Below are 12,834 nucleotides of genomic sequence, written 5' to 3' on the forward strand. Positions count from 1 at the left end.
CCCTGGTTGGCGCCGGGAAGATTCATCCACGCATGGCGTGGATCTACTGTAGCGCCAGGCCATGCCTGGCTGCCTTGGTGGACGCCAACCCTGGTTGGCGCCGGCGAGATCCATCCACGCATGGCGTGGATCTACTGGGCATCTACGCGCCTCTGAAAGTTTCAGCCACACGCGGTGTGGATCCAGAGTAGAGCCAGGCCATGCCTGGCTGCCTTACCCCCGCCAGCGCAGCAGCATGTCGCGCAGCGGGGTCAACGCGATAGCCATCCCCGCCAACACGCCAACGGTGTTGGCCACCGCATCCATCGGATCAGCCATGCGGTTGCTGGTCAACGCGCCCTGCGCGAACTCGATGCCGACGCCCATCAGCACCAGGCCGGCACCCACCCACAGCAGTGGACGGCCACGCCGGAACAGCTGCACCGCGCTTCCGGCCAGGATGAAATAGGCCAGGAAATGCTCGCCCTTGTCGCTGTTTTCCGGCAGCGGGATCGGCGGCGGCGGAATCAGGCAGACCACGATCACCGTCAGCACCGCCAACACCCACAACGCGGTCCACAGTCGCGGCCGCCGCAGCGGCTTGATCACCGGCAACGCTGCACTCACAGGCGCCAGCTCAGGTCGCCCAGTTCGAAGGCCGGTTCGAAATCGACGTCGCGCTGCAGGCCAATGGCCTGGAAGCGCTCGCCCATCTCCGTTGGCAGGGTCAGTTTCTTCACCTGGTCGCGCAGCTGGATGCGGCCCACTTCATCGGTCCGCTCCTCGGCCAGGGTCAGTACCTGGTCCAGGCCGTTGCCGAGCAGGAAACTGGCCTGGCTGCAGTACCCGGCCAGTTCGAAACCGCCGTGCAGGCCGGCCTCGGCCATGGCGGTGAAATCGACCGATGCGGTGATGTCCTGCAGGCCCGGCCAACGATGGATCTCGTTGTGCACGTGGTGGCGGTAGAACGCGCGCACGGTGCCGTCATCGCGTTCTTCCTGGTAGAACTCGCCCCGGTTGTAGCCGTAGTCCACGAACAGCATCGCGCCGCGCCGCAGGCCGCCGGCCACCGCCTGCAGCCAGTACGGCAGCTGCGGCAGCACTTCGGAACGGTAGCCGTCGGCAAAGGGCTTCTGCAGATAGCGTTCGAGATGGCGCACCGCGCCGTTGAGCAGGAGGTCGGCCGGCTGCGCGCCCCGGATGAAGTTGCCCTGCGCGTCCAGTTCGACGGTTTCCTCGTACACCTCGCCGTCCTTGATGAGGAAGCGCGGTGTCGGCAGCGCATCGATCACCTCGTTGGCGAACACCACGCCGTCCCAGTCGTCCTCGAACGGACGATCAAGCCATTCCACCCGGCTGGCCAGTTCGGGCGGCAGGTTCTGCTGCAGGCGCTCCTGCTGGCGCTGGCGCAGGTCCGCACTGGGTTCGAGGATCGCGTAACGGGCCGGCAGCGCCTCCAGCTCGGCCAGGCGCAGCAGCACCGCCTCGGCGAAGGCCCCGGTGCCGCCGCCCAGTTCCAGCATCCGTGCATGCACATCCAGCTGGCCGAACACCGGCGCCAGTGCATTGGCCACACTGCCGGCGAACAGGCTGCCAAGCTCGGGTGCGGTGGTGAAATCGCCGCTGCCGCCGAATTTGCTGGCGCCGGCGCTGTAATAGCCCCAGCCCGGCGCGTACAGGCACAGCTCCATGAAGCGGGAGAACGGCATCGCCCCACCCTGTGCGAGGATCTCGGCACGCAGGGCGGCGGCCAGTTGATCGCTGTGGGCCAGGGCATCGGCTTCGGGCAGGGGGAAGGTAGGCTGCATGGCGTCTTCGAATACGGTGACAATGGTGCACAGGATAGCCGAGCCTTGGAGGACCCTCGATGAGTGACACCGCCCCCGTGGCCCTGATCACCGGCAGCGCACGCCGGATCGGCGCGGCCATCGCCCGCCAGTTCCACGCCTGTGGCTGGTCGGTGGTGCTGCACGCCCATACCTCCAGCGCCGAACTGCAGCAGGCCGCCTTCAACCTGGACAACGAGCGCCCCGGCAGCGTGCTGGCGTTGCAGGCCGACCTGCGCGACGCCGATGCCCTGGCCGATCTGGTCGAGCAGGCGGTCACCCACTTCGGCCGCCTGGATGCGCTGGTCAACAACGCCTCCAACTTCTTCCCCACCCCGCTCGGCCAGGTCACCGCCGAGGCGATGGACGAGCTGTACGCGGTCAACGCGCGCGCGCCGCTGCTGCTGGCCCAGGCTGCCGCGCCCTATCTTCGCCGCCAGCACGGCTGCATCGTCAACCTGACCGATCTGCACGGCACCGACCCGATGCGCGACCACGTCGCCTACACGATGGCCAAGGCCGCGCTGGAAATGGCGACCCGCTCGCTGGCGCTGGAACTGGCGCCGAAGGTGCGGGTGAACGCGGTGGCACCCGGTGCGATCCTGTGGCCGGAACAGGGCAAGGACGATTTCGCCCGCGAGGCGCTGCTGGCGCGCACGCCGCTGGCGCGGATCGGCACCGTCGAAGAAATCGCCGAAGCGGTGTACTGGCTGGCGGCCGAGGCCAGCTTCGTCACTGGTCACACCCTGCGCGTGGATGGTGGGCGTACGGTCAGCTGAAATGTTGCCGGCCAGCGGCCGGCACCACCGGTAGCGCCGGGCCATGCCCGGCGAGCGCAGCGGCAACAACCACCCGTCATTCCAGGTCCACGACCTCGAACGCTTCACCAAACTGCTTGTGCGCGCGCCACAACGTGGCCAGGTCCAGGCCGCTGACCGGATCGACGAAGTCCGGGGCGATGTCAGCCAGCGGCTTCAGCACGAAGGCATGCTTCAGTTCCGGGCGCGGAATGCGCAGATGGCCGGGGCCCTCCACCACCAGGTCGCCATAGAACACCACATCGACGTCCAGGGTCCGGTCGGAGAAGCGCGGGCCGCTGCGGTCACGACCATGCGCATCTTCCAGCGCATGCAGCCAGTCATCCAGTTCCTGCAGCGGCAGGTCGGTCTCGAGGGCAACGCCGTTGTTGAGGAAGGCCGGGCCGTCGAAACCGACGGCAGCGGTGCGGTAGGCGGCAGATACCTGCAGCGCGCCAAAGCGCTCGCGCAGGGCCGCCACCGCAGCGTGGAGGTAGCGGCGGGGATGGACGTTGCTGCCCAGGCTCAGGAGCACGGTGGTCATGCGGTTCCGGTGACGGCAATCAGGTGGAGCGCGGGCATGCCATCGTCACAACGGCCTGCCTACAATCCGGGACGCATATGATAGGGCACCGACATGACCTATTGCGTTGGAATCGAGGTGGACGAGGGCCTGGTCTTCGCCGCCGACACCCGCACCAATGCCGCGCTGGACGATGTCCGCGTGCACCGCAAACTGCACGTGTTCGAATATCCCGGCCAGGCCGCCTACGTGGTGATGGCCGCCGGCAACCTGGCCACGACCCAGTTGCTGGTGTCGCGGCTGAAGCGCGATGCCGAGGAGCGGCGCACGCCGAACCTGCGCGACATGGCCCATCTGTTCGAGGCTGCGGCCTACGTCGGCTCCCTGCTGGTGGACAGCCAGGTACAGAGCCAGCACACCGAGCATGGCCACGACGGGGTGAACACCCAGGCGACGCTGATCTTCGGTGGACAGATTGCCGGTGAACAGCCCGGCCTGTACATGGTCTATCCGCTGGGCAACGCCATTGCCGCCTCGCCGGAGACGCCCTACCTGCAGATCGGTGAATCCAAGTACGGCAAGCCGATCCTGGATCGCATCCTGACCCCATCCACGCGCCTGGAAGATGCCGCGCGCACGGCGATCGTCTCGCTGGATTCGACCATCCGTTCCAACCTGTCGGTGGGCCTGCCGGTGGACCTGGCGCTGCTGCGCGCCGGCGAACTGCGGATCAACCAGCAGCTGCGGCTGGGCGCCGATTCACCGCTGTACGCCGACATCCACCAGAACTGGTCGCGGCGGCTGGAACAGGCGGTGGAAAGCCTGCCGCGGTTCCCGTGGGAACCCCAGGACCGGTAGGGCCGGCCGCTGGTTGGCAACTGCGTGTGGTCAGATCATTGCGGATGCCGGCCAGCGGCCGGCACTATCCCTGTTTCAGCCCAGCGCGTCGGCCACCGCGCGGAAGACCTGCTGCATCTGCAGCGGCTTGCGCAGCAGGTGCACCTCGATGCCAGCGGGGAACACATCTTCGGGCATCTCCCCGGCAGCGTCTTCCAGCACCAGCGCCGGGCCGCGGTAGCCGAGCGTGGCCATTTCGCCCAGCAACTGGCTGGCCGACAACAGCTTGGAGCCGGCATCGGCAATCACCAGCGCCGGCATCGCCTCCTGCTGCATCCAGCGCAGCGCGGCCGGGCCATCGGAGGCCAACTGCAGCTGATAGCCCTGGCTGGACAGCGCATTGCCCAACAGCGACAGGCGGGTGGCTTCCCCATCGACCACCAGGATCGACTGGCCACTGCCCAGTGCCACGAGCTGTTCAATCGGTTCGCCGCCCTCGGCGCTGGCATGCATCGGCAAGCGCAGCTCGAAGCAGGTGCCCCGCCCCAGCTGGCTGTCGACGTGGATGCTGCCACCGGCACCTTCAACGATGCGCTTGCAGGAAATCAGGCCCAGCCCGGTGCCATCGGCCTTGGTGGTGAAGAACGGGTTGAACAGGTGCGACAACGTGTCCGCATCCATGCCGGTACCTTCATCGACCACCGCGATGCGCAGCCAGTCCTCGCCATCGCGCTGGCCACCATGGCTGGCGGTCAGGCTCAGGTTGCCCCCCTGGGGCATCGCCTGGATCGCATTGAGCGCCAGGTTCAACAGCACCTGCTGCAGCTCGGTGTAGTTGGCATCAACCACCAGCCCCTCATCCTCGACCACCAGGTCCAGGCGGACGCCATCGGGCACGTTGCTGCGCAACAGCAGCGCCACGGCCTGGAACAGGTCATCGATGTGGATGCGTTCGCTGGCCTTGCGCGAGCCGCGCACGAACGACAGCATCGATTCGGCCATCTCATGACCACGACGGCCGCACTCGGCGATCACGTCGGCCAGGTGGTGCAGCTGCGGATCTTTGGTACGCGCCTTCAGCAGGTCCGGCATGATCAGCAGCGGCTGCAGGATGTTGCGCAGATCGTGGCTGAGCCCAGCGGCAAGCAACGACAGGCTCTCCAGCCGTTGCGCGCGCATCAGCTCGGTTTCCACCCGCGAGCGCTCGATGGCGCTGCGTGCCTCGCGCACCGCGCGCGCCACGGCCGACGGCAGGCGCGCCGGCTGGTGCTTGATGATGTAGTCGTTGGCGCCCTTCTGCAGGGCCGCCACCGCATTCTCCTCGCCCATGGTGCCGGAGACGAAGATGAAGGGTACCTCCGGCAACGCTTCGCGCACGATGCGCAGCGCGTCGTCGCCGGAGAAACCGGGCATGCTCAGGTCGGACAGGACAATGTCCGGCTGGAAGCGCGCCAGCGCATGGCGCAGGTCGTCCGCGCTCTCGACACGCTCGAAGGTGGCCTCAAGGCCTGCATCGAGCATCTGTTCGGACATCAGCTCGGCATCCTCCGGGGAATCTTCCACCAGCAGGATGCGCAATGCGCCGAGCGCGGGACCGGTCAGGGGCATGGGCCTACTCGATCTCCGGAGCCTGGTTGATCAGTGCCCAGAACTTGCCCAGGGTCTGCACCGCGCCGAAGAACTGGTCCACGTCCACCGGCTTGACCACGTACGCGTTCACGCCCATGTCCCAGCTGCGGGCCAGGTCGCTCTCCTCGCGCGAGGAGGACAGGATCACCACCGGCAACCGCTTCAACTCATCGTGTTCACGGATCTGCCGCAGCACTTCCAGGCCATCCATGCGCGGCATCTTGATGTCCAGCAGCAGCACCGCCGGCAGGCCCTCTTCGCGGCTGGCGAAGGCGCCACGGCGCAGCAGGTAATCCATCACTTCCACGCCGTCTTCGACGTGCACGATGGGATTGGCCAGGCGCGCTTCCTGCAGCGCATCGATCGCCATTTCGGCGTCGGCCGGGCTGTCTTCGGCCAGGAGGATGGTGCGCAGCGTCGTCATGCGATGGGGCCCTGTTTGTCCGCGTCGAGCACGGGGGGAAGATAGAAGTGGAAGGTGGCGCCGGCATCCGGTGCGGCTTCGGCCCAGATGCGGCCGCCATGGCGGGTCAGCACCCTGCGAACACTGGCCAGGCCGATACCGGTGCCGGGATAGTCGCTGGCCTTGTGCAGGCGCTGGAATACACCGAACAACTTGCCGGCGTAGGCCATGTCAAAGCCTGCACCATTGTCGCTGACCGTGAACTGATGACCGCCATCGGGCTGCTGCTGGTAGTCCACACGGACCTTGGCCGGCTCGCGGTTGGCTGAATACTTCACCGCGTTGCCCAGCAGGTTCAGCCAGACCTGGCGCAGCATGTTTTCGTCGCCCACCACGATCGGCAGCGGCGCGATGCTCCACTCCACCTGATGGGCGTGGCCACTGCTCTCGGCTTCGCTCTGCACGTTCGCGTCGAGCATCGCGCGCGTATCGGCCACCAGCGACTGCATGTCCACGGTCTGCTGGCGCATCGCCACACGGCCCAGGCGCGAATAGACCAGCAGGTCGTCGATCAACGTGGCCATGCGCCGCGCTGAACCGGAGATCACCCCCAGGTAGTGCTGGCTCTTCTCGTCGGCAGCCTCGCCCAGATGGCGCGACAGCTTGTCCGAGAACCCGGCGACATGGCGCAGCGGCGCGCGCAGATCGTGCGACACCGAGTAGCTGAACGCTTCCAGTTCGCGGTTGACCTCCGAGACCTGGGCAACCTTGCCCTCCAGCTGCCGGTTCAGTTCTTCAACACGTGTCTGCACCGCACGCTGCACGGTCACATCGCTGACGGTCAGCAGCACCACTTCATCGTCGGTGTCAGGCAGCGGCATGCGCCGTGCGTTGAGCAGCATGTAACGGGACATGCCGTCAACGGTGCTTTGTTCGTGTTCGAAATCCCACAGTTCGCGGCCGCGCAGCAACACGTCGGCCAGACGCTGGCGCACCACCGGGTCACGCCATGCACCGTCGCCTACGTCTTCCAGCAGCAGGCCATCGGCGCGCTCATCCTGCAGCCCGTACAACTCGGAGAACGCGGGATTGTGCAGCTGCACGCGCAGCTCGCGATCCAGCAGCACGATCGGTTCGCGCACGGTCTGCAGCACCGATGCCGCGCGTGCGGCCGCGCGCTGCGACTGCCGCTCTGCCTGCAGGCGGCGGCCGATCTGGCGTTGCAGCAGCCACAGCACCAGGCCGAGCAGCGCCAGCTGCACCAGCAGCGAGCTCCACGATACGAAGTTGGTCTGCCGCTTCTGTCGCTCCGCCTGCGCGGCGCGCTGGGCCAGCAGCGCTTCCTCACTGGCCTGCAGCTCTTCCACCAGGCCGCGGATCGGGTAGCGCGTACTCAGGTCCTGCACCAGCTCGCGCTGGTCGCTGTTCGGCTCGGACTTCGCCAGTTCACGCGCTACCCCCAGCCGGCCTTCCAGCATCGACTGGATGCGGCCGATGCGGATCAGCTGGTCGGGATTGTCGCGGGTCATCCGGCCCAGTTCGGCCAGACGTTCGGGAATGTCGTTGGCCTTGGCCATGCGCTCGCGCAGGCCCGGCGCATCCACGCCCTTGGACAGCGTCAACGCCGCCGACTCGATGTCGCGCACGTCGGTCTGCAGCTGCTGCAGGGCCACGGTCACCTGCTGGGTATGGGTCACCCAGCCCATGGCCAGTTCGTTGTCCTGCTGCAGTTTGCGCAGGGTCAACCACGGGACCACGATGATGGCTGCCGCTGCCAGTGCCAAAGCAGGCAGTCGCCAGCGATCCCAGATGTCATCACTGAAAACCAGCGCCATAGTTCCTCGTCAGCTCAGCCGGGGAGTGCGATCCGGGCAGGACCGGCCACGGCGGAACCGGCAATATAGCGCAGCCGGTCACATCTCTGGGGCAATGGGTCATTCGCCGGGGCGCCCACCAGCACGCATCGAGCAGGCGCCACAGCACAAAACAGGGGCGCCCCCGTGGGAGCGCCCCTGCCGATAACCTGCGGCGTCAATCAACGCTTGGCGGCGCTGACCTTCAGTGCGGCGGCATCAACGCGGGTCACGCCCTTGATGCCCTTGGCGGTGGCGATGGCCTTGTCATGCTCGGCCTTGGTGGCAACGGTGCCACTCAGGCTGACCACGCCATTGACCGTCTCCACCTTTACTTCGGTACCCGGCACATTGCTGCTGGCGAGCAGATCGGCCTTGACCTTGGTGGTGATCCAGCTGTCGGTGACCGGCTCGTTGGAATCATGGCGGTCTGCATGGGTCATCGCCGAATGATCGGTTTTCGGCGGGCTCTTCGCTGCGGCGTCCTGGGCGAATGCGGCCGAGGAGGACAGCGCCAGGCCCAGGGTGAGGGCGGAAGCCAACAGCGTACGGGTCGTGGTGCTCATCGTTTGGTTCTCCTACTGGTTGGTGCGCCCAGTGTCGCCAAGTGCTTGTAGTGCAGGCGTGGCGCTGCGGTCACGCTCACGTGAATGGGCGCACCCGCAGCGGGAATGGTTCAGCTTCCGGGCGCGTAGTCATCTCGTTTACCCTGAGGTTCCTGTCCTGCACTTCACGATCTGCGCGGAGTCCTCCCATGCGCCCTGAGCTGCAACTGGCCCTGATCGGCTACGGCCTTGCCGGCCGCGTCTTCCACGCCCCGCTGATCCAGCACACGCCGGGGCTGGCCCTGCACAGCGTGGTCAGTTCGCAACGCGATACGCTGCTGCGCACCTTCAGCGACGTCCACGTACGCGCTACCGCACAGGAGGTCTTCGATGATCCTGCGGTGGATGCGGTGGTCATCGCCACGCCGAACGAACAGCACGCGCCATTGGCCATCGCCGCGCTGGCCGCCGGCAAGCATGTGCTGGTAGACAAACCGTTCGCCGTGACCGTGCGCGAAGCCGAACAGGTGCTGGCCGCAGCGCGCGACGCTGGACGCATCGCCACCGTGTTCCAGAACCGGCGGTTCGATGCGGACTTCCTGACCCTGCAGGCGCTGCTTGCCGACCGCACGCTCGGTGACATCGCCGAATGCCACGCACATTTCGACCGCTACCGTCCGCAGGTGCGCGAACGCTGGCGCGAGCAGGACGGACCGGGCAGCGGCCTGTGGTACGACCTGGGGCCGCACCTGCTGGACCAGATGCTGGTGCTGTTCGGCTGCCCGCAGGCGATCGATGCGGACCTTGCGGTGCAGCGCGAAGGCGGCAGCGGCGTCGACTATTTCCACGCGGTACTGCATTACCCGCGCCATCGCGCGATCGTGCATGCCGGTTCACTGGTCGCTGCGCCTGGCCCCCGTTTCGCCGTGCATGGCACGCGGGCCAGCTGGATCAAGCAGGGCCTGGACGTGCAGGAAGCGCAGCTGCGTCGCGGCATCGCGCCAGGTGCGCCGGGATGGGGTATCGATCCGCGCCACGGCGAGCTGCTGCACTGCGATGCGGAGGACAACGTCCTGCGCAGCACCGTGGACAACCTGCCGGGCGACTACCGGCGCCTGTATGCCGACTTCGCGGCGGCGATGCAGGGTGAGGGCGAGCCTACGGTCAGCGCGCAGCAGGCGCTGCAGGTGATGCGGCTGCTGCAGGCGGGGATGGACAGCGCGCGCGAAGGGCGGCGGGTGCAGGTGGGGTGATCGGCAGGGCTGCGCCCTGCACCTGCCGAAGCGGTAGTGCCGGCCGCTGGCCGGCAACAGCAACAGCAACAGCAACAGCAACAGCAGAAGCGGGCTATGCGTGGGATGGCGGGGTGGGCCCGATTGCGGGGGACGCTGCAAGTACGTCCATGTAAGCTCGGTCGCCGCATCCATGCGGCTCACGCCCCCGCAACCGGACCCACCCCGCCTTCGACAGTTGTCCGCTGCTCTTGGGGGTGTCGACCTTGGTCGACACGGCATGATCTGCTCTTGGTGGGTGTCGACCTTGGTCGACACAGTAGATCCACGCCATGCGTGGATCTACATAAAACCGGTGCTTACGACTTCTTGATGGCGTGGCCGCCGAACTCGTTGCGCATCGCTGACAGCAGGCGGTCGGTGAACGAATTGGATTCGCGCGAACGCAGGCGTTCGAGCAGCGACAAGGTGATCACCGGGGCCGGTACGTCCAGCGCGATCGCTTCGGCGACGGTCCAGCGGCCTTCACCGGAATCTTCCACGTATGGTGCGATGCCATCCAGCGCGGGATTGCGCTTGAGCGCTTCGATGCTGAGGTCCAGCAGCCACGAACGCACCACGCTGCCGTGGCGCCAGACCTCGGCCACCTGGGCCAGGTCCAGTTCCATCTCCTGCTTGCGCTCCATCAACGCGAAGCCTTCGGCGTAGGCCTGCATCATTCCGTACTCGATGCCGTTGTGGACCATCTTGGTGAAGTGGCCTGCGCCGGAAGGGCCGACGCGCGCCCAGCCGCGGTCCTCGGCCGGTGCCAGCGTGCGCAGCAGCGGTGCGATCTGTTCGACCACCGCTGCATCGCCACCCACCATCAGGCTGTAGCCTTCCTGCAGGCCCCACACGCCGCCGCTGGTGCCACAGTCCACGTAGCCCAGGTCATCTTCGGCCAGCGCCTTGGCGCGACGGATCGAGTCCTGGTAGTTGGAGTTGCCACCGTCGATGACGATGTCACCTTCGGCCAGATGCGGGGTCAACTGGCCGAGCGTCTGGTCCACGGTCTCGCCGGCGGGCACCATCAGCCACACCACGCGCGGCACCGGCAACGCGGCCACTGCGGCGGCCAGCGAATCAACCACCTCCAGGCCGGCCTCGGCGGCGCGCTGGCGGGCGCCCTCGCCCGGATCGTAGCCGACAACGCGGTGGCCACCGCGGTGCAGGCGCTGGGCCATGTTGGCGCCCATCCGGCCGAGGCCGATCATTGCAATATCCATTGTTTCACCTTCAGTTGGGGTCTAGGGTCAGGCTGCCTGGCCTGCCGGTGGCTGCGCAGTGGCGCAACTGCGCCTCGCGCCAACGCCGGTAGAGCGTGGTATGCAGATTGTGCAACGCCAGGTCGATGGAAAACGGCGTGCGCGGATTGCGGTCGAGCAGGCGGATGATGTGATAACCGACAGGACGTATACCGCGTGGGTGCGCGTAGATCACGAACTGCTGGTAGAACGCATCGTCCAGCAACTGGTCCATCTGCTGCACGACGTCCCGATAGCGCGGGGCCAGCTGCGCACGCAGCGCCGGATCGCGTTCGTACAGCAACCGCTCGAAATAGCGTTGGCCGACACGCGGAATGCCCTGCGCCAGCTGCCACAGGGCACGGTTGCGCTGGTCATACCAGGCCAGCCCACCGTGCTCCGCCAGTGCCTGCGCCGCGCCTTCGCCCACCTCCACCACGACGAAGTTCTCCGCCTGGTTGCTCAGATCGTCCAAGGTGCCTTTGTCGAAGACGTGCTCGATGAAGCCCGGCAGCCCGACAAAGGCCTGTCGCCCCATCGCCGACGTGCGCACGGCCTTGCCGTCGGCCAGGAACTGGCCGGCCTGCGCGCCCAGCAGGATGCTGTCGGTGTCGTGCAGGCCAAGGAGCGTGCCGATGGACAGCTCGGCGGGCGCGAATTCCGCATCGAAGGCCGTATCGCCGTACAGCTCGCGCTGCGTGGCCAGCTGCGCGACCTGGCGGCCAACACCGCACTCGGCGCGCACGTGGCCCGTATAGAAGGCGTCCAGTGCGCGGCTGTTGCTGGCGGCCGGTACATAGCCGCGGCCGAAGCTGCGCACCCGCTGCCATCCCTGTGCCGGGGCGCCACGTGCGCCAAAGCCGATCCAACCCAGCTGCACCCCGGTGAAGCGGAAGGATTCATTGTCCTGCAGTGCCTGCGTAGCGCGTTGCACGGCGGCGCCCAGTTCAAAGGCGTAAGCGCAGACCGTGGCCGGCTCATCCAGCAACTGCTGCAACAGGGCCTGCCGGTCGGCCTCGGCCAGCGTTGCCGGCCAACGCACGCGCAGATCACCGGCCGCCTGCGCCTCGGCCAGCGAGGCACGCGTACACACCGGCCCACCTTGTACCTGTGGCGTGGTGATCGCTGCGGTTTCAAAGCGCCAGCCCAGCCGCTGCAGCAGGCCTTGGCTGCACTCGGCCGTAGCGGCCAGCGTGCTCAGGGGCCAGCCCAGCAGCAGGGCCCACGCCATCACCCTGCCGCGCACGCTCAGCCCTGGTCCGTTGCTGCCGGCGCTGGTTCGGGCTCAGGCCCGGCAGGAGGCTGCGGCGACGCGGCCGGTTGCGGTTGCGGCTGCGGCTCTGGCTTCGCTGCCGCTGGCAGGTACTGCTGCAGGCGCTGGAAGAAGCGCCGATAGAACTCGGCATCGGTGATCGTGCTGCTGGCCACTTTCACCAGCGAGTCGTCATTGCTGCCGAACGGCAGCGACACCGAGCCCAGCGCGCCCACGCCCACACTGGCCGAGGTCGGGCTCTTCTTCAGTGCATAGCGGTCCTGCACGGCGCTGACGAACACCAACGCCTGGCTGCCACGCGGCGCGCACGAGATACGCAGCACCAGCTGCTCATGGTCGTCCTCGCGCGGCTGGAAGTTCTTGTTGCCTTCCACCTGCGCATCGTCCGAGCGTGCGATCGCATAGCCCTGGCTGAGCAGCGTGCGCCGGGCTGCTTCGCAGGCTTCGGCCGGACGGCCATCGACGGTGCGCGAAAAGGTGTCGCCGGAGTCGAAGGACTCCCGCAACAGACTGCTGTCGGCGGCACGACCGCCACAGGCGGTCAAGGCCAGGGCACTGGTGGCAGCCAGCAGGGAAGCAGAAAGAAGGGAGGCCCGCATGGGTACTCCTGCGAAGACGGTATCCACGAGGGTAGCCCCCTGCCCGTGTGCGCCG

Annotated in this window: 12 protein-coding genes and 1 pseudogene; 3 read left to right on the forward strand and 10 right to left on the reverse strand. The window is 67.2% G+C overall.

What is annotated here, in order from left to right; genetic code table 11:
* Positions 1 to 213 precede the first annotated feature (213 nt).
* Together ACUXVE_RS18905 and ACUXVE_RS18910 are read right to left on the reverse strand one after the other, a co-directional pair.
* Positions 214 to 606, reverse strand: coding sequence for a hypothetical protein (locus ACUXVE_RS18905; protein WP_093818016.1), 393 nt, complete (start codon positions 604 to 606; stop codon positions 214 to 216).
* Complete coding sequence (locus ACUXVE_RS18910) at positions 603 to 1,787, reverse strand: class I SAM-dependent methyltransferase (RefSeq protein ID WP_222388366.1); 1,185 nt, start codon at positions 1,785 to 1,787, stop codon at positions 603 to 605. Before ACUXVE_RS18910 ends, ACUXVE_RS18905 begins: the two co-directional genes overlap by 4 nt.
* 59 nt (positions 1,788 to 1,846) lie before the next feature.
* Between ACUXVE_RS18910 and ACUXVE_RS18915 the strand changes: the two genes are divergently transcribed.
* A complete protein-coding gene (locus tag ACUXVE_RS18915; protein WP_088100951.1) occupies positions 1,847 to 2,584 on the forward strand; it encodes a pteridine reductase in 738 nt (245 codons plus the stop codon).
* A 76-nt stretch (positions 2,585 to 2,660) separates the two neighbouring features.
* On the opposite strand, the gene folK is transcribed toward ACUXVE_RS18915, so the two are convergent.
* The gene (gene folK / locus ACUXVE_RS18920; protein ID WP_025878692.1) at positions 2,661 to 3,146 is read right to left on the reverse strand and encodes a 2-amino-4-hydroxy-6-hydroxymethyldihydropteridine diphosphokinase; all 486 of its coding nucleotides are present in this window, start codon (positions 3,144 to 3,146) and stop codon (positions 2,661 to 2,663) included.
* A gap of 93 nt (positions 3,147 to 3,239) precedes the next feature.
* On the opposite strand from folK, the gene ACUXVE_RS18925 reads away from it, so the two are divergent.
* A complete protein-coding gene (locus ACUXVE_RS18925) occupies positions 3,240 to 3,983 on the forward strand; it encodes a 20S proteasome subunit A/B (protein WP_222388365.1) in 744 nt (247 codons plus the stop codon).
* Between the two features lie 75 nt (positions 3,984 to 4,058).
* On the opposite strand, the gene ACUXVE_RS18930 is transcribed toward ACUXVE_RS18925, so the two are convergent.
* From ACUXVE_RS18930 to ACUXVE_RS18945, 4 genes and pseudogenes are all read right to left on the reverse strand, one after another.
* Entirely contained in the window at positions 4,059 to 5,570 is a 1,512-nt protein-coding gene (locus ACUXVE_RS18930; RefSeq protein WP_222388364.1) for a hybrid sensor histidine kinase/response regulator, read from the reverse strand.
* Between the two features lie 4 nt (positions 5,571 to 5,574).
* The gene (locus tag ACUXVE_RS18935; protein ID WP_025878695.1) at positions 5,575 to 6,015 is read right to left on the reverse strand and encodes a response regulator; all 441 of its coding nucleotides are present in this window, start codon (positions 6,013 to 6,015) and stop codon (positions 5,575 to 5,577) included.
* On the reverse strand, positions 6,012 to 7,829 hold the full coding sequence (locus ACUXVE_RS18940) for a sensor histidine kinase (protein WP_445514947.1): 1,818 nt from the start codon (positions 7,827 to 7,829) through the stop codon (positions 6,012 to 6,014). Before ACUXVE_RS18940 ends, ACUXVE_RS18935 begins: the two co-directional genes overlap by 4 nt.
* A 200-nt stretch (positions 7,830 to 8,029) precedes the next feature.
* Positions 8,030 to 8,266: pseudogene (locus ACUXVE_RS18945) on the reverse strand (BON domain-containing protein); the annotation flags it as partial.
* A 335-nt stretch (positions 8,267 to 8,601) separates the two neighbouring features.
* On the opposite strand from ACUXVE_RS18945, the gene ACUXVE_RS18950 reads away from it, so the two are divergent.
* On the forward strand, positions 8,602 to 9,645 hold the full coding sequence (locus ACUXVE_RS18950; protein WP_222388363.1) for an oxidoreductase: 1,044 nt from the start codon (positions 8,602 to 8,604) through the stop codon (positions 9,643 to 9,645).
* A gap of 338 nt (positions 9,646 to 9,983) precedes the next feature.
* On the opposite strand, the gene gnd is transcribed toward ACUXVE_RS18950, so the two are convergent.
* The 3 genes from gnd to ACUXVE_RS18965 are packed head-to-tail and all read right to left on the reverse strand — an operon-like array spanning position 9,984 to position 12,779.
* On the reverse strand, positions 9,984 to 10,889 hold the full coding sequence (gnd, locus tag ACUXVE_RS18955; protein WP_445514948.1) for a phosphogluconate dehydrogenase (NAD(+)-dependent, decarboxylating): 906 nt from the start codon (positions 10,887 to 10,889) through the stop codon (positions 9,984 to 9,986).
* Positions 10,890 to 10,899: 10 nt separating this feature from the next.
* Positions 10,900 to 12,138 carry a hypothetical protein gene (locus ACUXVE_RS18960; protein WP_222388362.1) on the reverse strand — a complete coding sequence of 413 codons (1,239 nt, stop codon included), beginning with the start codon at positions 12,136 to 12,138 and terminating at the stop codon, positions 10,900 to 10,902.
* Between the two features lie 17 nt (positions 12,139 to 12,155).
* On the reverse strand, positions 12,156 to 12,779 hold the full coding sequence (locus ACUXVE_RS18965; RefSeq protein WP_025878701.1) for a DUF2242 domain-containing protein: 624 nt from the start codon (positions 12,777 to 12,779) through the stop codon (positions 12,156 to 12,158).
* Positions 12,780 to 12,834 lie beyond the last annotated feature (55 nt).

The organism is Stenotrophomonas sp. 3(2025), assembly GCF_052665395.1.